Source organism: Shewanella sp. SR43-4, assembly GCF_014163845.1.
Taxonomy (GTDB): Bacteria; Pseudomonadota; Gammaproteobacteria; order Enterobacterales; family Shewanellaceae; genus Shewanella; species Shewanella vesiculosa.
This window is the reverse complement of sequence record NZ_JACJEB010000003.1, coordinates 53,556-72,714: the sequence shown is the minus strand read 5'-3', so window position 1 is coordinate 72,714 and position 19,159 is coordinate 53,556. Positions and strand designations below refer to the sequence as shown.

The following is a 19,159-nucleotide window of genomic DNA, read 5'->3' as shown; positions in this document are numbered from 1 at the left end:
ACACACACCTAATCATAAAGTAAAAAATTAACATTTAACCTATTATAATCAAACAGTTAAAAAGATGGCATGAATATCGCTATATTCTAAGTAATATTGACTATTGATAGGATTGAAAATGTCACTTTTACGCTTAATCTTTAATATTGCTTGGTTTCTTATGGGTGGTTTTATCATGGGCCTAGCATGGTGGTTGGTGGGGCTATTATGCTTTATCAGTATCATTGGTATCCCATTTGGCCGTGCATGTTTTGTTATTGGCGAGCTAGCTTTCTGGCCATTTGGGCAAGAAACGGTTAACCGAAAACACCTTTCAGGCCAAGAAGATATTGGCACTGGCACGTTAGGTTTAGTCGGTAATGTTATATGGTTTTTATGCTTTGGTATTTGGCTTGCGATTGGCCATCTAGTCCATGCATTGGCTTGTTTTGTAACAATTATAGGTATTCCTTTCGCGTTACAACATCTTAAGTTAGCCTTATTAAGTTTAACCCCTATTGGTCAAACTGTTATTGCCAAACCGACTTATTAGCATTCATTAATAACTGTTGAATGACCACTGTTATAAAAAGCCGATAGCACAGTGCTATCGGCTTTTTATTTGCCTAATTGTCTTCGCAGCGTGTACATTGCCATAATCAAGCACAGAAAAGTAATTCACTCTCTTTAATGACAGTAATGGAATCGCATGAACTATTGGTTAATGAAGTCTGAACCAGATGACTTTAGCATTGATGATCTTCAGATGTGTGAGCAGCAAACGGTTGCTTGGCAAGGTATTCGTAACTATCAAGCACGTAATTATATTCGCGATCAAATCGCATTGGGTGATCTAGTGTTGTTTTACCACTCTAGCTGCAAATTACCTGCCATTGTAGGTTTAGCCAACATTAGCAGTCAGCCTCAAATTGATGTCAGCGCTTTTGATGACCGCTCAGCGTATTTTGATATGAAATCTGACGCCACTGCACCTCGTTGGTGGCAAGTGCATATTCAATTTATGGCCAAATTCTCTAACCCAGTCAGCTTGAAGCAATTGAAGGCAGATCCCTTACTGCAAGATATGGTACTAGTGGCTAAAGGTACTCGCCTGAGTGTTCAGCCCGTCACACAAGAGCAATACCAACACATAATGAAATTAACAAACGTAGATTAATAACCTTGAATTAACCACTGGGCAGCTGGTCGGTAACAGGCAACCATCCTTTTAAAAGCCGCTTCCTAAAGACGGCTCAGACAATTAGCGCTAAATCGTCTGAGCATCTAATTACGAACGAAAATGAATAAGATCAGCCAATGCCCAGATTAGTTAATCATCCGCCCTATTCCACCAAGCACAGATCCTTCACCCTGATCTTTGCCACCACGAGATGGTGCATGAGCAATAATTCTGTCAGCCATGCGAGAAAACGGTAAGCTTTGTAACCATACTGTCCCATGACCTTGCAAGGTCGCAAGAAACAAACCTTCGCCACCAAACACCATTGATTTTAAAGAACCAGCGCGCTGAATATCATAATCAATCCCGGGCGTAAATCCGACTAAACACCCAGTATCAACTCGCAATGTCTCACCACGTAATTCTTTTTTTATCAGTGTGCCACCGGCATGCACAAATGCCATACCATCACCTTTAAGGCTTTGTAGAATGAAACCTTCACCACCAAAAAAACCGGTTCCTAATCGCTTATTAAACTTCATACTCACTTGCGTACCTAAAGCCGCTGCTAAAAAGCTGTCTTTCTGGCAGATAAGTTCGCCTTGATGTTGAGCTAAGTCGATCGCCAAAATAGTCCCAGGAAACGGCGCAGCAAATGCCACTTTTCGTTTATGTTGACCTTCATTGGTAAAGTGAGTCATAAAAATCCCCTCACCCGAAATGGCACGTTTACCAGCCCCCAGTAGCTTGCCAAAGAAACCAGATTCAGGCTCAGAGCCATCACCCATTTTAGCTTCAAAACTAATATCTTCTTCGATATAGGTCATCGCGCCTGCTTCAGCAATCACTGATTCATTTGGATCAAGTTCAACTTCAACAAGCTGCATACTAGAACCGATAATTTCATAATCTACTTCATGGCATTTTCTGGTCATTTTCATTCCTTAAAAATTTATTATTGATTGTTGTCGCCTAACATTGTTGTCGCCAAACAAAGCTAAATAATTTCCCTGTAACAATGTTATAAAATAACAAAAGGATCCGCAATTTAACACGACAACTTTTAACTATGCTAGGCTGCCCAATAAATCTGTTGATGGCTCTGCAGACGTATGCCAATGATTAACCCAATCCAGCACCACTTAACCCTAATTGTTGCTGTTGCTGATATTGGGCAAATTCTTGCAAAATTAATTCAGTAAATAATTGCCCTGCTCGACCAAGTGGTCGCTCTAAAGTTGATACTAGTTGCGGGGTAAAACTAAACCTATTACCACCAATAAAATCAACTTCAATAAGTTGTCCTTGATGTAATTCTTCAGTAATTAAAAAATCCGGCATCCAGCCAAAACCTAGGCCTTTTAGTAAGGCATTTTTTTTCATGATAAAGCCCGACAAATAAAAGACTTTATCGCCGCCAAACTGCATTTCATCGCGGTCACGTTTACCAGGAGATGAATCTTCAATGGTCAACTCTACATGTTGCTGTAACTCAGGCAAACTAATCCTCTTAAGCTGACTTAATGGATGCTGTGATGATGCCACCAGCACACTGGTAATGGTAGGCAATGCTTTAGGATGATAAGAGGGCCCGGTACGATAGTCTTTCACTAGCATTAAGTCGGCTTGATCACGTTCAAATCGATGCTGTACACCGCCTAAAAACTCCATATTGAGTTGAATTTTAGTGGGTATGTTATGCTCCGACATCCGTTTTAATGCGGTCATAATCGGTTCCATCGGCAGTGCGCCGTCTATCACTAATTCAAGTTTAGGTTCCCATCCTTGACTAAAGCGACTGGCAAGATGTTCAATATTGGCTAAATGCTGTAATAAGCGCTGCCCTTCGGCCAAAATCACTTTACCTTCGGGGGTTAATTCCGCTCGATAATGATCTCGATTAAATAATGTTACCCCCAGATGTTGCTCCAGTTTTTTAATCTGATAGCTTACTGCCGATTGTGCCTTGTGTAACCGTTCTGAAGCTTTTGCAAAACTTCCTTCTTCAACAAGTACTTGCAGTACATTAAAGGCATCTATATCTATTCGCATAAGATTTCCACTGTCCCGTTATCCATACACAAATGTAAAGCTAACATAACAATCAAAAAAGTCGATTGAGTTGAGTTATTTATTATTCTTTTTTTTGTTGATCTTTACCACTAAATTGTTAGTTAGATCACATATTGGTTTAGCCAATGAGATTAGGCCATAACAATAAATAACATAAACGCCACGACACTCGCAGTCGATTCACCATAGGACAATCACATGCCATTCTATGTTAAGCAAGGTCAGATCCCGACCAAACGTCACATTGCCTTCGAAAAAGATAATGGTGAGTTGTACCGTGAAGAATTATTTTCGACCCATGGCTTTTCAAATATTTATTCCAATAAATATCATCATAATATGCCAACCAAAGCGATCGATGTTAAACCTTACGCTCTGTCACATGGCGAACAATGGCAAGATCCGCTCATTCAAAATTACAAATTAGACTCGCGCCAAGCCGACTGCCAAGGCAATTTTTTTAGTGCCCGCAATAAAATATTTTTCAATAATGATGTCGCCATGTACACGGCTAAAGTGACTGAAGACACTAATGAGTTTTATCGCAATGCTTATGCCGATGAAGTGGTGTTTATTCACCAAGGTGAAGGGCAACTATTAAGTGAGTACGGTGTTATCAATACTCAGAAGTGGGATTATTTAATTATTCCGCGCGGAACCACCTACCAGCTAAAATTTAACGATTATCAAGATGTACGTTTGTTTGTGATTGAATCCTCGTCAATGGTAGAGGTGCCTAAGCATTTTAGAAATGAATATGGCCAAATGCTCGAGTCCGCTCCTTATTGCGAGCGTGATATTCGAACCCCAACCTTAACCGAGGCTGTGGTCGAAAAAGGCGAATTCCCGTTAATGTGTAAGTTTGGCGATCGCTATCAACAGATGACACTTCAATGGCATCCATTTGACTTAGTCGGTTGGGATGGTTGTGTCTATCCATGGGCATTTAACATCAGTGAATATGCCCCTAAAGTTGGCAAAATTCATTTACCACCATCTGAACATTTAGTGTTTACTGCACACAATTTTGTAATTTGTAACTTTGTGCCACGGCCATACGATTTCCACCCTAGATCAATTCCGGCGCCTTATTACCACAACAATATCGATAGCGATGAAGTGCTGTATTACGTCGACGGTGATTTTATGAGCCGTACCGGTATTGAAGCCGGCTACATGACCTTACATCAAAAAGGTGTCCCCCACGGCCCGCAACCTGGACGGACCGAAGCCTCTATCGGCAAAACTGAAACTTACGAATACGCGGTGATGGTCGATACCTTCGCCCCACTGAATTTAACCGCTCATGTAAAAAATTGCATGAGTGATGATTACAATCGCTCTTGGTTAGAAAACTAAGACCACATTTATATCAACCCTAAGTCATCTAAGAGTGATGGTGTTGACATAAAATAAAGGAAAAAAAAATGGCAAGCGAACTAAACCCACTGGGCCTATTAGGCATTGAATTCACCGAATTTGCCAGTCCAGATACCGAATATATGCATCAAGTGTTTATTGATTTTGGTTTTTCAATGTTAAAAAAAGCCAAAAATAACGACATCGTTTATTACAAACAAAACGACATTAACTTTTTGTTGAATAAAGGCCGCGCAGGCTTTTCTGCAGACTTTGCTAAATCACACGGCCCAGCTATTTGTTCAATGGGTTGGCGGGTTGAAGATGCTAATTTTGCATATACCGAAGCGGTGGCTCGAGGTGCAAAACCGGCAGATGATGCCAACAAAGACATGCCGTATCCGGCTATTTATGGCATTGGCGATAGCTTAATTTATTTTATTGATATCTTTGGCGAACAAAACAATATTTATCAAACTGACTTTGTTGATTTAGAGCAGCCTATCGTCACACCAGAAAAAGGCTTTATGGAAGTCGACCATTTAACCAATAATGTCTACAAAGGCACTATGGAAAAATGGGCTAACTTTTATAAAGATATCTTTGGTTTTACCGAAGTGCGTTACTTTGATATTAGTGGCGCGCAAACGGCTCTAGTGTCTTATGCTTTGCGTTCTCCAGATGGCAGCTTCTGCATTCCGATTAACGAAGGTAAAGGCAACGACAAAAACCAGATTGATGAATACTTGGGTGAATACAATGGCCCAGGTGTGCAACATCTAGCATTTAGAAGCCGTGATATTGTTGCTTCATTAGATGCAATGGAAGGCACTTCAATTAAGACTCTGGATATTATTCCTGAATATTACGACACTATTTTCGATAAGTTGCCACAGGTCACGGAAGATCACGATCGGATCAAGCATCACCAGATTTTGGTTGATGGTGATGATGACGGTTATTTACTGCAAATTTTCACCAAAAATTTATTTGGGCCAATCTTCATTGAGATCATTCAGCGTAAAAATAACCTTGGCTTTGGCGAGGGTAACTTTACCGCATTATTTGAATCCATTGAACGTGATCAAATGAAACGTGGTGTGCTGTAATTTTATAGACACTAAGTGATACATAAAAACCAGCAAAGTGCTGGTTTTTATCATTTTAGGCCATTACACTCTGCCATCCATATTGCTAACCAAAGACGTTACCCATGCCAGATTATGCTGTTCTTGCGGTTTTTATCCCTACATTCTTTTTTGTGTCTATCACCCCTGGGATGTGCATGACATTAGCCATGACCCTCGGCATGAGCATTGGTGTGCGTAAAACATTATGGATGATGCTCGGTGAATTAGTGGGCGTGGCATTGGTCGCCATTGCGGCAGTACTTGGGGTGGCCAGCATCATGTTAAATTATCCACAAGTGTTCGATATCCTTAAGTGGGTGGGTGGCGCCTACCTGGCTTATATTGGAATTAATATGTGGCGCGCCAAAGGCAGAATGGCCATCATTACTGGCCTAGATGTGAAAACCAACCGAGTCAGTTTAATCAGTCAAGGTTTTATCACCGCCATTGCGAACCCTAAAGGTTGGGCCTTTATGATTTCACTATTGCCACCGTTTATTAATGTCGATTATGCCGTTGGCCCACAACTTGCGGTGTTACTCGGGATTATCATGATCACCGAAAGTGTCTCTATGTTGGCTTATGCCAGTGGTGGCAAAAGCTTACGTTTATTCTTAAGCCGCGGCGATAACATTCGTTGGATGAACCGTATTGCTGGGAGTTTAATGATCGTTGTTGGTATATGGTTAGCATTAGGCTAACCATACAATCCCACTGACTTAGCCATTTCACTACCGATATGTCTATTATTCTATCGCCTTATACGGCAGTTGTTCGCACATTTGTTGCATGTAGATGTCAATGTGCGCGCGTTCTTGCTGACAAAAATGACCAATCGCATCATTAAAACCTTCATGAGCAATAAAATGACTTGAGAAAGTTTTGACCGGACGAAATCCTCGCATAACTTTATGTTCACCTTGGGCGCCAGCATCAAATACCATTAATTGATTGGCAATGGCAAACTCAATACCTTGATAGTAACAGGCCTCAAAATGCAATCCATCACATTCAGTTAATGCTCCCCAATAGCGGCCAAATAAGTGTGTATCTGACACGAAGTACAGCGCCGATGCCACTAGATTTCCATCAACATCTTCAATTATCAATAAGCGTATCGACGCGCCCATCGTTGCTGCTATTTGTTCGAAAAAGGCAGGTGATAAATACCCTGTGTGACCGGAACGTTTTAAATAGGTATTTTGATAACAGCGAACAAAACCCTGCCACTGCTCAGGACTGACCTTATCGCCATCAATAAAACTAAATTGTAGCTGTTGTCTTGCTATGGTTCGCTCTTTGATGATGTTTTTACGTTTACGTGACGTTAATCTCGCAATAAAATCATTAAAATCAGCATAACCTTGGTTGTGCCAATGAAACTGGCACCCCAAGCGTTGCATAGCATCTGCCTGAGAAAACTGATGCTGTTGCGCCTCATGGATAAATAAACAATGCCAAGATGACCAGTTATGCTCAATGACAGTCTGCGACAAGAAGTGCTGAATGCTCTCGATTAAAGCTTGCTGTGCCGTGATAGACAAAGCAGCACTAAAACCTATACGCTGACCAGTGGTAGGCGTAAAAGGAATACTCGCGACAAGTTTAGGATAGTATTCAATGTGATTACGCTCATAAGCCTCTGCCCAAGCCCAGTCGAACACATACTCGCCCCAAGAATGCGTTTTAAGATACAAAGGCATTAAGGCGATAACATTATCAATATCCATCACCACAAGATGCATGGGAGTCCAGCCCGTTTCAGCACTAACACAACCGCTCATTTCGAGTGCGGATAAATATTCATGACGGGTAAAAGGATGAGACACCCCAAACATTTCATTCCATACAGAAGGATCTATAGTATTAATACTATTAACAAATTTATATTGATAACTTTGCTTTTGTACTTGTTCCACCCACACCTACCCTATAATAATTAACGTTGTAAAGTTAAAACACATACCAATTATTGTTATCATGTGGCATGTTCTATCACAATATCTTTTCCATTCACGCCAAGGATTAATCGTGACACTATTCCCTAAATTAACACCGCTTCTGTTGAGCTCAGCCTTAACACTAACACTTTGTTATCCCGCCATTCATATTGCTAACAGCCAAGCAAACGAAGCCTCAATTTTTAGTGAAATGGCAACGGCTCAGCCAATCTATGCTAAGCATGGCATGGTTTCAAGCCAAGAAGCATTAGCAAGTAAAATTGGCGTAGATATCTTAAAACAAGGCGGTAATGCGGTCGATGCTGCTGTCGCGGTAGCATATGCACTTGCCGTGACATTACCTCGCGCGGGTAATGTTGGTGGCGGTGGTTTTATGTTGGTGCATTTAGCCGAGCAACATAAAACTATCGCTATCGATTACCGTGAAACGGCGCCAGCTAAAGCACACAAAGACATCTTTCTTGATGAACAAGGTAATGCTGTCGATAAGCTCAGCCGTGAGCACGGTTTAGCTGTTGGCGTTCCTGGTACCGTCATGGGAATGGAACTGGCCCTGACAAAATATGGCACCATGAGCATGGAACAAGTCATAAAACCTGCTATTAAACTGGCTAAAGACGGTATTTTAGTCACCTCAGATTTGTCTAACTCTCTTGCCGGCCTTAAATCGCGCATTACACAATGGCCAAGTTCAGCAGAGGTTTTCTATCATGCTGATGGCAGTAATTATCAGGTCAATGAATTATTCAAACAACCGGAATTAGCACAATCGTTATCGTTAATAGCAGAGAAAGGCAGTAAAGGGTTTTATCAAGGTGAAACCGCTGAAAAAATTGTTTCTGCGGTCCAGAATGCTGGTGGGGTGATGAGCCTAACCGATCTTTCAAACTATAAAGTGATTGAGCGCCAACCGGTTCGTGGTCAATATCGCGGTTATGAAGTGGTATCAATGCCGCCGCCTTCTTCTGGTGGCATACATATTATCGAAATGCTAAATGTGCTTGAGCAGTTCCCAATTGATAAATTAGGTCACAATACCGCTGATACCTTGCATCTTATGGCTGAAACCATGAAGTATGCTTATGCCGATCGGAGTAAATTTTTAGGCGACCCTGACTTTGTTAACGTTCCGGTTAAACAATTGATCAGCAAAGAATATGCTAAGAGTATTGCCAGTAAGATCTCCATTAATAAAACCACCCCAAGCAGCGAAATACTGCCAGGAGAATTGGCGCCATATGAGAGCGATCAAACTACCCACTTCTCTGTTATCGATAAATGGGGCAATGCAGTTGCCAACACTTACACCCTTAACTTCAGTTATGGTTCTGGCTTAGTCGCTAAAGGCACTGGTATTTTATTAAACAATGAAATGGATGACTTTTCGGTTAAACCTGGTACACCTAACGGTTATGGTTTAATTGGTGGTGAAGCAAACTCTGTTCAAGGGAATAAGCGCCCTCTGAGTTCAATGAGTCCAACCATTGTAATGAAAGATGGTAAACCATTCATTGTGACCGGCAGCCCTGGTGGCTCGCGTATTATTAATATTACTTTGCAAATTATTATGAATGTTATTGATCATAATTTAAATATTGCCGAAGCCACTGCAGCAGCACGTATTCATCATCAATGGTTACCGGATTTTATTTGGGTAGAGCACACCTTGAATAAAGACACGATTTCATTACTTGAAGCTAAAGGTCATAAAGTCAAAATTCAAGAATCAATTGGCAGTACTCAATCAATAATGATGACAGAACAAGGTCTTTTTGGCGCATCAGATCCAAGACGTGCAGGCTCTGCCGCCATCGGCTACTAGAGCGTTAATCTGCAAGTATAAAAAGGCAGCGGCTTTACACCATCTAAAGCCGCTATTACATATAATTAATACCAAGATATGCATTGATATCGACTATCATTTTACGCTTAATTTTCTACCACTGTACTGGTGAGCAAAATTCGTTCAAAAACTCAAAACCTCATGTCCAGTAAAACTCGAAACGACTCGCCAACAAAGCTATACCCTGCTCCGCAGGATAAACAATGGCAATCATTAATATAAGCTTGAATGTTATTTAGTCAGACTCATGCTAATCCTCAAACTGTTTAAATATTATTAAGATTAATGAACCACTTTGCTGCATCTGCTATTATTGTTAATAATTATATACCCCGAGTTAATCAAACGTTAATATTTCTAAGTCACAATCTAAGTTGTTATTATCTTTTTTTAGCTTAACTAAATTAACAAAAGGCCTCATGCAACTCATTAATTTAAAAATCAAACATAGAATTGCCCTACTCACCTTTGTCGCTATCGTGTCGTTTGTCATTTCGATTATCATCAATAATCAAACGGGTAAGAATAATGAACAACGCTTAAATGGACTCCAAAATCAACTTTATCCAGCCTTAAATCTTGCAACGATCAACCAAGGCTTAATATTACAATTGGATCAAACAATCCAATCAGCAATTACTACAGGTGAAGAAGATGCGTTAGATGTGGCCAATAACATGGTATTGCAAATCTCAGCTAATTTACGCCAACTTATCGATCTACTGCCAGACGAGGCAGCTGCGGCGCAAAAAATGAACCGCGATATGAACATCTACTATGATAATGCTAGCAGTTTAGCCGCGGAGTTTATTAAAGATGATGTCGATTTTAGCAAAATACAGCTGCAAGCTGCTGAAAATGCAAAGCGATACCAAACATTGGTCAAACAATTTGCTGAAAAAAAATCACTTTTGGCAGAACAATTTCAACAAAGTATTCAAACGACGATTACCAGTTCAAAAAATGCGGAAAATAGTGTTCTGCTTATTGGCGTGATTGCTACTGCACTGATGATCATTATGGGATTACTGGTTAATCGCTCAATCATTAATACCATAGACAATGTCACTCAATCTTTGCGAAATATTTCACAAGGTGAAGGCGATCTTCGCGCACGGATCCACTATGCGGGCAAAGACGAAATAGCACAGCTTGTTTACTGGTTTAACCAATTTGTCTCTAAACTTCAATCGTCTATTGCCGATACAAAGAACACCACAGAAAACTTAACTGAAGTGGCTGCAACCTTACTCAGCGGCAGTCAGTACAGTGAACTCAACGTAAAGCAGCAAAATGAGGCTATAGAGCAGATATCACAAGCGATGAAAGAGATGTTTGTTAGTGTGACTCACATTGCCGAGTATGCATCCAGTGCAGCATTAGAGGCTGAAGATGCCAACACAGAGGCGAAACAAGGCCTTGTCATAGTTAATGATGCCGTTTCTACCATTAACACCTTGGCTGACGAAGTGCAGCAAACAGCCGTCGTGGTAAATCAACTCGACGCATTTACCCATAATGTTAATGACATATTAGACACAATCCGCAGTATTGCAGATCAAACTAATTTACTGGCTCTCAACGCTGCAATTGAAGCCGCTCGTGCGGGGGAACATGGTCGTGGTTTTGCGGTAGTAGCTGATGAAGTCAGAACATTGGCTTCTAGAACACAAACGTCGACCCAAGAGATCCAGCAAGTATTACAAGAATTACGTTCTACTTCTAAACAAGCGGTTGACGCTATGGATCGCGGTATTCACACAGCGGCCAAAGGGGTGCAATCAACCTCTTTAGCCGGTGAAGCATTACAACGTATCACAGGTAAAGTCAGTGCAATCTCTGAAGTTAATGATCAAATTGCTACTGCGACAGAAGAACAACACACCACTTCGGTGTTAATCCAGCAATATATAACTGAAATGGAAACCGGTTCGCAAAAAGTAAGAGTAACGACTGCTGATATGGGAGGTATCAGTGTTGATATTCAAAATATTAGCGAAAGACTGCAATCAATTACCAATCAATTTAAGGTTTGAGATTGATTGCATTGCTAGTATTAAAAACCAAAAAATATAAGCCTTAATGGCGTATTGATGAGTGATGTTCAAGGAGTAAAACCATGCAATTTAATTTAAAAGTGTTATCTGTTGCGATATCGATGGCAATGGTCCCTAGCCTGGCAACAGCTGATGAAGCTGCTGATGCTAAAATTGCTAAACTAGAGCAACAAGTACAAACCTTGCAGGCGCAACAAAATGCGAGCTTAGCAGACAAGGTCAAATTTAATGGCTTTATTAGCGGAGCCTATATTAGCTCTGATAATGATGCGGGTTATAACGGTGCAGACTCAAGCGCTGACTTTAGTGAAGACAGTAAATTAGGTCTACAAGGTACCTTCAACATTTCTGACAACACTCAAGCGGTATTGCAGTTAATGATGCGCGGTAAATATGACTGGGAAGTTGAAGCTGAATGGGCTTATTTATCTCACCGCTTTGAAAACGGTATCAAGGTTCGTGGCGGTAAACTGCGTGTACCTTTGTTCATGTATTCTGATTACCTCGATGTAGGATATGCACAACCTTTTGCTCGTCCGCCACAAGAAGTTTACGGTGCCATTCCGTTTTCATCTTACACAGGTGCTGGTGTATCTTATGATGTTGAATACGATGACTCAACCCTAACAATGCAAGCATTTGGTGGTGAATCAAAAGTTAAAAACACAGCGGTTGAACTCAGTAATCTTATGGGTGCTAACGTGAGTTGGACCGACGAAATATGGACTTTACGTGCCGTATACGCACAAGCCCAATTAGACGGACCCGTTGTGACAGAAGTAACTGTTCCTTTAGCGCCAGGGGTGAATACTCAAGCTAACTATACCCTATTAGAGCTTAACGATGATAAAGGCTCTTTTGTTGGTGTGGGTGCCAGTTATGACAACGGTGAAGTTATTGCAATATCTGAATGGACTCGTTCAGAAATTGATAATGCCTACCCTGATATTGATTCAGGTTACTTGACATTAGGCTATCGTATTAAGGCATTCACGCCTTATATCACCGTTGCTTACTCGAAAACTCAAGACAATGAGGATCGTTTACCGCTATCAACTGCTGCGGCAACACAAATGATCGCATTCAATGCTGAGCGTATGGCTTATAGCTTAGGTTTACGTTGGGATGCAATTGATAATGTCGCGATAAAATTTGATGTCACCTACGCTGATGACTTTGGCAATACATCAGGTGGATTAGATACCAATAGCTTCGACGCATCAACAGGTAAATTTGCCTATGATGACACCTTGATTTACACCGTTAAATTCGACGCAGTATTTTAAGGGGTATGATAATGAACAAGTTACTGACTATTTTAGCGCTAAGTTTAACAGCCGTTACCTCAGCTAATGCAGCGGTTGTTGTCATTGGCAATCCTGCTGCTGCAGATATTGCAATTAATGATGTTAAAAAAGCGTTTTTGGGTAAAGGGGATTCTTCAGTCGTCGTTTACGAATTAGAAGAAGGCAATCCTGTACGCAGTGAGTTTCATCAAGCAGTAACCGGTAAGACAGATGCACAACTCAAAGCATTTTGGTCTAAGCAAGTCTTTACTGGTAAAGGTACGCCACCACCAGCGGTTTCTGGTGCGGGTGCAATGAAATCTGCGATTGCAAGCAATCCAAATGCCATTGGCTACATTGATGAAGCTGATGTTGATGCCACAGTAAAAGTCATACTGAAGCCATAGATTGATTACTACTGTGATTAACTCACCATAAACGTGAGCACATAATCACCGATGTTAGTTAATTGGAAGATGAAATATAAACCGAGTAATGATATTTGTTGCCCGGTTTTTTTATGACTAACCTAATAAAAAATCAGCACCAAAACTTGTTTGGTTTATAACCATCATTTATAACGTCGAATTAGATGATGACGAGCAAAAGCAATATATCGCACTCTATCCTTAATAGCTTATCGAGTTAAATTTAACAATTCAATATTAAGTAAATTCTGGCGAATATAAAATACTCAATTATTCGTTGCGTTATTTCGCCACATTTTTCCGAAGTAAAATAACACCACTTATTAACATTGACACCGTAACATTAACATTGCGTAGCCTGTTATCATTTCTGATGATGATTAATTGCGCAATCTCACTCACGAATAGATTTTATTTAGCCTTGTATCACAATTTATTCATTTACTATGCTTATAATCACCGCTGTATTTTCATCTTATTATCAATTAGATAAAAAGAAGTTAACACTACGTAAGAGGTAAAAATAACAAATATACCTCAGGGTCAAATAAAAATAGAGAGTAAAATATGTTAAATAAAAAACTACTTGCTGTCGTTATCGCGGGTGCACTAGGACTAGGCGGTTGCAACTCAAATAACGACGATAAAACAAGTACTGTTGCTGCAGATATTAATTTACGAGTGATGGAAACAACTGATCTTCATACTAATATGATGGATTATAACTACTACTCAGGTAAAGAAGACAAGACTATTGGTCTTGTTCGTACTGCCAGTTTGATCAATGCCGCTCGCGCTGAAGTAACGAACTCAGTGTTAGTCGACAATGGCGATTTATTACAAGGTAGTCCGATGGGAGACTATATTGCCAATAAATTTAAAACTGACAGTAACACGCTTACCGAGACCCATCCCGTCTACAAAGCAATGAATACTTTAGACTATGAAGTCGGCAATATTGGTAACCACGAATTTAACTACGGTTTATCGTTTCTTGAGCAATCTATATCCGGTGCAAACTTCCCTTATATTAACTCAAATGTCATTTGTGCTGATAAAGACGGCTGCTGGGATAATGTATTATTTAATGAGAATATGTTCACACCGTATATTATTAAAGACAAAGTGGTCCTTGATGTCGACGGTAATGAGCACACCATAAAAATAGGCTATATCGGTTTTGTACCACCACAGGTTTTACAATGGGATAAAGCTAACTTAGAAGGTAAAGTTGAAGTATTAGGCATAGTTCAAGCAGCTAATAAATTTATTCCGCAAATGAAAGCTGAAGGTGCTGACATAATTTTAGCCATTCCGCATTCAGGAATTGGGTCAAGTGAAAACCCTGGGGATCCATGGGCTGAAAACGCAACTTATGCACTCACCAATGTTGCTGGCATCGATGCTATCTTCTTTGGTCACAGCCACTCGGTGTTCCCTGCTGCAAGCTACAGTGATTTACCTAATACCGACGTAGAAAAAGGTTTATTAAATGGTATCCCTGCAGTGATGCCTGGTCGTTGGGGAGATAACTTAGGCGTTGTTGACTTAGTGGTGCGTCAAATTGAAGGTAAATGGACCGTAATCCATGAAGAATCAACGGCTAAAGCACGCCCTATTTACGACAATGCCAATAAAATTGCCTTAGTTGAAGGTGAAGCAAGCTTACGTGATGCGATTGAAATAGAACACCAAGGTACGATTGAATACGTCAGCCAACCTATCGGTGTTGCTGCCGCCAATATGTACAGTTTCTTAACACTGGTGCAAGATGATCCAACTGTGCAAATTGTTTCAGATGCCCAAATTGCCCGCGTTAAAACATTAATTACCGATGATCTAAAAGATTTACCTATTTTGTCTGCTTCTGCACCATTTAAAGCCGGTGGACGCTATGCTGAAGGTGATGCTAGCCAGTATGTGCAGGTTGATGAAGGTAATTTATCTTATAAAAATGCCGCTGACTTATATCTGTACCCAAATACCATGGTAGCAGTTAAAGCGACTGGGGCTGAGTTAAAAGACTGGTTGGAATGCTCAGCAAATCAGTTTAATCAAATTGATCCAACCGTGAGTGCTCCTCAAAACTTGATTAACCGCGCCGGCCACCCAACCTATAACTTTGACGTAATTGATGGTTTAACTTACAAAATTGATGTGACCCAACCGAGTAAGTTTGATCGGGATTGTAAAGTCGTTAACCCAGATGCAAATCGAATTGTTGACTTGGCTTATACAGATGCAGACTCAAAGGTTATCACCGGTGATGATTTGGCTGCTATGTCATTTGTTGTAGCATCAAATAACTACCGTGCATTTGGTGGGGCATTTGCAGGTACTGGTTCTGATCATGTAGTACTTGAGCTACCTGATACCAACCGTGATGCATTGTCTGCTTATATTACTGAGCAATCAAAGCCTAATGCTACTGGCGGATATGATGCTATGGTTGATCCATCAGCTGATTACAACTGGGACTTTAAAACCATAGATAATGCCACCGTGGCATTAGACATTCGTTTTGAAACTCAAGACAGCGATGTTGCCGACAAGTTCGTTGCTGATAACCAACAACGTAAAATGGTCAAGTTACCTAAAACAGCTGATGTAGTGTCAGGATTTGCTATTTACAGCATCGACCTAACAACGCCGGTTGCTGCTAAGTAATAATTATCCAATAAAAAAGGCGCTATATGCGCCTTTTTCTTAATACCTTTGCAAGATATAAGCATAACGTTATGGCATCAACTGTATAGTCAGACAATTATTGTTCAAATCACTACTCTTCAAACAACTGGGCCATTTTTTGAATTTGTACTAATGGAACATGATGCTGGTTTCGTTGAGCACAAAGCTGTTGATGCGGCTCATCTTTAGGTTGTCCAACTAATACTACATTAACTTTATAACCTAATGCTTTAGCCGCTGCCTCATAAGCCATAAATTCCCACTTGGCAATATTGGTATTATCGCAAATCACAATCGGTTCACTTCGGGCTAATGCTTGGATAAATGCTGTTAAATTAGCCTGATGATACTGCGCAATTTTTTGCGGATTAAAGCGATATTCACCTTGATAATAAAAATAGCGATCTGTTGAAAAGTAACCGTGTTGTCGAATATGAATCGCCTGCTCAATACCTTGAGATATAATAAATTGTTCAGCCCAATAAGACTTACCACTACCAGGTAAGCCACGCATGATAATGGCTAACTTTGGCACTATCACCTCATTGTTCGTCCCATCAACTAACACTTTACTCACTACCAATCACCTTACCCGCTAAAATATCTGCCACTAAACTTGGTAAAATATCACCTGCTTTACCGGTAAAATGATATTGGAACTGACTGTGGCGATCAGCAGGATCGAGATTAACTTCTACCGTCTGTGCACCATGATGATTAGCGCTATCGACAAAACCGGCTGCAGGATAAACGGTACCAGAGGTGCCGATGGCTATAAACAAATCACAACTATCTAAGGCATCATGAATTCTATCCATACCAAAGGGCATTTCGCCAAACCACACAATATGTGGTCTTAAACGCTTACCTGGAATACAACAGGTACAGCAATTGTCAGCGCCAAATGGCTCACGTAAAATAAATGTTTGTAATGATTGTGGACAGCGACCTTTAGCAAGTTCACCGTGCATATGCAGCAATCGTTTAGAGCCTGCCCGCTCATGCAAATCATCAACATTTTGGGTTATAACTAACAACTCCCCCGTAAATTCGGTCTCAAGCTTGGCTAATGCTAAATGTGCAGCATTGGGAACAACATCATCACTGTGTAATTGTTGCCAGCGACTATTATAAAAACGCTCAACGAGTTCAATATCTCTGGCATAGCCTTCTGGAGTGGCAACATCTTCAATATGATGCTGTTCCCATAAGCCATGCTGATCTCTAAACGTGCTCATACCCGACTCAGCAGATATACCCGCGCCGGTTAGCACTACAATTTGCCGGTACATTGATTATCCTTTAGTGTAATGATGTAAAATATAATGCCATATACTTTCAATACGATATCAAAAATACGCCCATACGTTTCAAAATGTTGTGACTTGACGGCCTAAAAAGCCATTTTATCGATAATATAATCATATCGAATTAGCCAATTGGCACAATAATCCCTTAGTATAAGTAAGTTTATTGAGAGATTAGTAACAAATAATATCAACTTCAGCGAGTGTTTTGCTAAATATGCTCCATATAGGTTGATTAAGCACCTTAAGAGGTTTATGTTTTTAAACTCAAGACATATAATGATCAGAATATCCACCGATGAACCGATTGGTTCTGCAATCAAGAGATTAGCAATGACAGATGGAAATCAAGCGCTCAAAAAAGCCGGATTAAAAATAACCCTGCCGCGAGTTAAAATTCTAGAACTGATGCAAGAACCAAATAATCAGCATATCAGTGCAGAAGACTTATACAAAAAGTTACTCGAAATTGGTGAGGAAATTGGCCTTGCTACTGTGTATAGAGTATTAAACCAGTTTGATGATGCTGGCATTCTTAATCGTCATCATTTTGAAAGTGGCAAAGCGGTGTTTGAATTATCGACTCAACAACACCACGACCATTTGGTGTGTCTGACCTGTGATAAAGTCATTGAGTTTTCTGATGATGTAATTGAGCGTCGTCAAGACGAAATCGCCATGCGTCATAACATCAAGTTAACTCACCATAGCCTGTACCTTTATGGTCGTTGCACCAACGACACATGTGATCACGCTGACGAATAGTCTATATGTAGGCAACAAATAAACCAGCAAATTTGCTGGTTTTTTATTGCTTAAAATTTATCATCTGCATCTCTTTTTGGGGTAAAAAGTATAGAACTGGGAGCCGTACATAGCACACAAGTGCGGATGGCATTGTAAAAAGTCTTATTAAATAAATACGGTTAAATTAGCAGTGTTAACCATAGACTGAAACTCAGCACAGATAACAAGGTAGATAATACCACTGTGCTGCCCAAGGTTGATTCATGCTGTTTAAGCTCTGTAGCAATTAAATAAGCATTAACACCTAATGGCGAGGCGCTAAGTAACACTAACATCGCCGTATTTTGTAATGTTAACTGAAACACAAAATGCGCCATCACATACACTAATGCGGGTAACAAGATAATTTTCAAACTACTTGCCACTAATGCTAAACGCCAATGATCGCCAATCCGATAGAAACTTAAATTAGCGCCTAGAACAAATAATGCACAGGCTAATGCCGGTTTTGCGAGTAATGCTAGCCCTGCACTAAGCTGTTCCCCCAAGTTAATACTTATCGCATTAGCTAAAATGCCCAAGCTAATGCTCATCACCACCGGATTGAGTAGCATAGAACGAGTAAATCGACGCCACGAAAAGCCTTGTTCTTGCGCGCGTGCCGCTAAGATAAATGTCAACGCAAACAAGGTAGCACTATGAAAAGTAATGATCATAAATACCTGCCCGATCATCGTGTCGCCCAAGGCGGCGGTAATAATCGGTAATCCGACCAATACAGTATTAGAATAACTGCTGCCTAGGGCAAAAACGGCACTGGCATCTCGGCTTTGTTGTGCTACGGGACTACAATATCGATTAATTAGATAACCAATGGTAAATACCACTAAGACCGGTATATAAAAAGCCAGCAACGCAAGTGGATCAATACTTTGTGCCAGTGGCGCAGCTAACATATTGATAAATAAAAATGCCGGAATGCTGACATAAAAAGTGAATTTGCTGATGCCTGCAATATGTTCTTGAGTAAAAAAGCCCACTCGGGTTAAGCCATAGCCTAGGGTGACCATAAACATTAACGGGAAAATAATACTCACTATATGCATAACAACCTTACTAAC

General features: G+C 40.4%; 17 protein-coding genes. 11 read left to right on the top strand and 6 right to left on the bottom strand.

Going from position 1 to position 19,159, the window contains the following annotated elements:
* Positions 1–118: 118 nt before the first annotated feature.
* A complete protein-coding gene (locus H5123_RS04130) occupies positions 119–532 on the top strand; it encodes a YccF domain-containing protein (RefSeq protein WP_182697118.1) in 414 nt (137 codons plus the stop codon).
* Positions 533–688: 156 nt separating this feature from the next.
* Entirely contained in the window at positions 689–1,156 is a 468-nt protein-coding gene (locus tag H5123_RS04125) for an EVE domain-containing protein (protein WP_182697117.1), read from the top strand.
* A gap of 149 nt (positions 1,157–1,305) precedes the next feature.
* On the opposite strand, the gene H5123_RS04120 is transcribed toward H5123_RS04125, so the two are convergent.
* Positions 1,306–2,094 carry a TIGR00266 family protein gene (locus H5123_RS04120; protein WP_124015826.1) on the bottom strand — a complete coding sequence of 263 codons (789 nt, stop codon included), beginning with the start codon at positions 2,092–2,094 and terminating at the stop codon, positions 1,306–1,308.
* A 187-nt stretch (positions 2,095–2,281) separates the two neighbouring features.
* Positions 2,282–3,211: a LysR family transcriptional regulator gene (locus H5123_RS04115; protein WP_124015825.1), complete on the bottom strand. Its 930-nt coding sequence runs from the start codon at positions 3,209–3,211 to the stop codon at positions 2,282–2,284.
* Between the two features lie 219 nt (positions 3,212–3,430).
* Between H5123_RS04115 and H5123_RS04110 the strand changes: the two genes are divergently transcribed.
* The 3 genes from H5123_RS04110 to H5123_RS04100 all read left to right on the top strand — a co-directional run bounded on the left by H5123_RS04110 (position 3,431) and on the right by H5123_RS04100 (position 6,422).
* Positions 3,431–4,591 carry a homogentisate 1,2-dioxygenase gene (locus tag H5123_RS04110; protein ID WP_124015824.1) on the top strand — a complete coding sequence of 387 codons (1,161 nt, stop codon included), beginning with the start codon at positions 3,431–3,433 and terminating at the stop codon, positions 4,589–4,591.
* Between the two features lie 68 nt (positions 4,592–4,659).
* On the top strand, positions 4,660–5,700 hold the full coding sequence (gene hppD / locus H5123_RS04105; RefSeq protein WP_124015823.1) for a 4-hydroxyphenylpyruvate dioxygenase: 1,041 nt from the start codon (positions 4,660–4,662) through the stop codon (positions 5,698–5,700).
* Between the two features lie 104 nt (positions 5,701–5,804).
* Positions 5,805–6,422 (top strand): LysE family translocator, encoded by a 618-nt coding sequence (locus H5123_RS04100; protein ID WP_124015822.1) that lies wholly within the window; start codon positions 5,805–5,807, stop codon positions 6,420–6,422.
* A 45-nt stretch (positions 6,423–6,467) separates the two neighbouring features.
* Here the strand turns inward: H5123_RS04100 and H5123_RS04095 are convergent, their stop codons facing one another.
* On the bottom strand, positions 6,468–7,640 hold the full coding sequence (locus H5123_RS04095; RefSeq protein ID WP_182697116.1) for a GNAT family N-acetyltransferase: 1,173 nt from the start codon (positions 7,638–7,640) through the stop codon (positions 6,468–6,470).
* Positions 7,641–7,752: 112 nt separating this feature from the next.
* Here H5123_RS04095 and ggt point away from each other — a divergent pair, with 112 nt between their 5' ends.
* The 5 genes from ggt (at position 7,753) to H5123_RS04070 (ending at position 15,963) form a co-directional block, all read left to right on the top strand.
* Positions 7,753–9,504, top strand: coding sequence for a gamma-glutamyltransferase (gene ggt, locus H5123_RS04090; RefSeq protein WP_182697115.1), 1,752 nt, complete (start codon positions 7,753–7,755; stop codon positions 9,502–9,504).
* Between the two features lie 440 nt (positions 9,505–9,944).
* Positions 9,945–11,561 carry a methyl-accepting chemotaxis protein gene (locus H5123_RS04085; RefSeq protein WP_182697114.1) on the top strand — a complete coding sequence of 539 codons (1,617 nt, stop codon included), beginning with the start codon at positions 9,945–9,947 and terminating at the stop codon, positions 11,559–11,561.
* A gap of 83 nt (positions 11,562–11,644) precedes the next feature.
* Positions 11,645–12,868, top strand: a complete 1,224-nt coding sequence (locus tag H5123_RS04080; protein ID WP_182697113.1) for a hypothetical protein — start codon at positions 11,645–11,647, stop codon at positions 12,866–12,868.
* An 11-nt stretch (positions 12,869–12,879) separates the two neighbouring features.
* Positions 12,880–13,275 carry a phosphate ABC transporter substrate-binding protein gene (locus H5123_RS04075; protein WP_182697112.1) on the top strand — a complete coding sequence of 132 codons (396 nt, stop codon included), beginning with the start codon at positions 12,880–12,882 and terminating at the stop codon, positions 13,273–13,275.
* A 588-nt stretch (positions 13,276–13,863) separates the two neighbouring features.
* Entirely contained in the window at positions 13,864–15,963 is a 2,100-nt protein-coding gene (locus tag H5123_RS04070) for a bifunctional 2',3'-cyclic-nucleotide 2'-phosphodiesterase/3'-nucleotidase (RefSeq protein ID WP_182697111.1), read from the top strand.
* Positions 15,964–16,075: 112 nt separating this feature from the next.
* Here the strand turns inward: H5123_RS04070 and H5123_RS04065 are convergent, their stop codons facing one another.
* Together H5123_RS04065 and cobB are read right to left on the bottom strand one after the other, a co-directional pair.
* The gene (locus H5123_RS04065; protein WP_182697249.1) at positions 16,076–16,522 is read right to left on the bottom strand and encodes an AAA family ATPase; all 447 of its coding nucleotides are present in this window, start codon (positions 16,520–16,522) and stop codon (positions 16,076–16,078) included.
* A gap of 31 nt (positions 16,523–16,553) precedes the next feature.
* A complete protein-coding gene (gene cobB / locus H5123_RS04060; RefSeq protein ID WP_124015815.1) occupies positions 16,554–17,276 on the bottom strand; it encodes a Sir2 family NAD+-dependent deacetylase in 723 nt (240 codons plus the stop codon).
* Between the two features lie 348 nt (positions 17,277–17,624).
* Here cobB and fur point away from each other — a divergent pair, with 348 nt between their 5' ends.
* Positions 17,625–18,056 carry a ferric iron uptake transcriptional regulator gene (gene fur, locus H5123_RS04055; RefSeq protein WP_124015998.1) on the top strand — a complete coding sequence of 144 codons (432 nt, stop codon included), beginning with the start codon at positions 17,625–17,627 and terminating at the stop codon, positions 18,054–18,056.
* A 161-nt stretch (positions 18,057–18,217) separates the two neighbouring features.
* Here fur and H5123_RS04050 read toward each other — a convergent pair whose 3' ends face one another.
* Positions 18,218–19,144, bottom strand: coding sequence for an AEC family transporter (locus H5123_RS04050; protein ID WP_182697110.1), 927 nt, complete (start codon positions 19,142–19,144; stop codon positions 18,218–18,220).
* Positions 19,145–19,159: the final 15 nt, after the last annotated feature.

Excerpts from the sequence above, each read along its gene's own strand:
- H5123_RS04100 (WP_124015822.1), top strand. The coding sequence starts at position 5,805 with ATGCCAGATTATGCTGTTCTTGCGGTTTTTATCCCTACATTCTTTTTT.
- H5123_RS04125 (WP_182697117.1), top strand. The coding sequence starts at position 689 with ATGAACTATTGGTTAATGAAGTCTGAACCAGATGACTTTAGCATTGAT.
- H5123_RS04130 (WP_182697118.1), top strand. The coding sequence starts at position 119 with ATGTCACTTTTACGCTTAATCTTTAATATTGCTTGGTTTCTTATGGGT.
- H5123_RS04050 (WP_182697110.1), bottom strand. The coding sequence starts at position 19,144 with ATGCATATAGTGAGTATTATTTTCCCGTTAATGTTTATGGTCACCCTA.
- H5123_RS04120 (WP_124015826.1), bottom strand. The coding sequence starts at position 2,094 with ATGACCAGAAAATGCCATGAAGTAGATTATGAAATTATCGGTTCTAGT.
- H5123_RS04070 (WP_182697111.1), top strand. The coding sequence starts at position 13,864 with ATGTTAAATAAAAAACTACTTGCTGTCGTTATCGCGGGTGCACTAGGA.
- fur (WP_124015998.1), top strand. The coding sequence starts at position 17,625 with ATGACAGATGGAAATCAAGCGCTCAAAAAAGCCGGATTAAAAATAACC.
- H5123_RS04075 (WP_182697112.1), top strand. The coding sequence starts at position 12,880 with ATGAACAAGTTACTGACTATTTTAGCGCTAAGTTTAACAGCCGTTACC.
- H5123_RS04115 (WP_124015825.1), bottom strand. The coding sequence starts at position 3,211 with ATGCGAATAGATATAGATGCCTTTAATGTACTGCAAGTACTTGTTGAA.
- H5123_RS04085 (WP_182697114.1), top strand. The coding sequence starts at position 9,945 with ATGCAACTCATTAATTTAAAAATCAAACATAGAATTGCCCTACTCACC.
- cobB (WP_124015815.1), bottom strand. The coding sequence starts at position 17,276 with ATGTACCGGCAAATTGTAGTGCTAACCGGCGCGGGTATATCTGCTGAG.
- H5123_RS04080 (WP_182697113.1), top strand. The coding sequence starts at position 11,645 with ATGCAATTTAATTTAAAAGTGTTATCTGTTGCGATATCGATGGCAATG.
- hppD (WP_124015823.1), top strand. The coding sequence starts at position 4,660 with ATGGCAAGCGAACTAAACCCACTGGGCCTATTAGGCATTGAATTCACC.
- H5123_RS04110 (WP_124015824.1), top strand. The coding sequence starts at position 3,431 with ATGCCATTCTATGTTAAGCAAGGTCAGATCCCGACCAAACGTCACATT.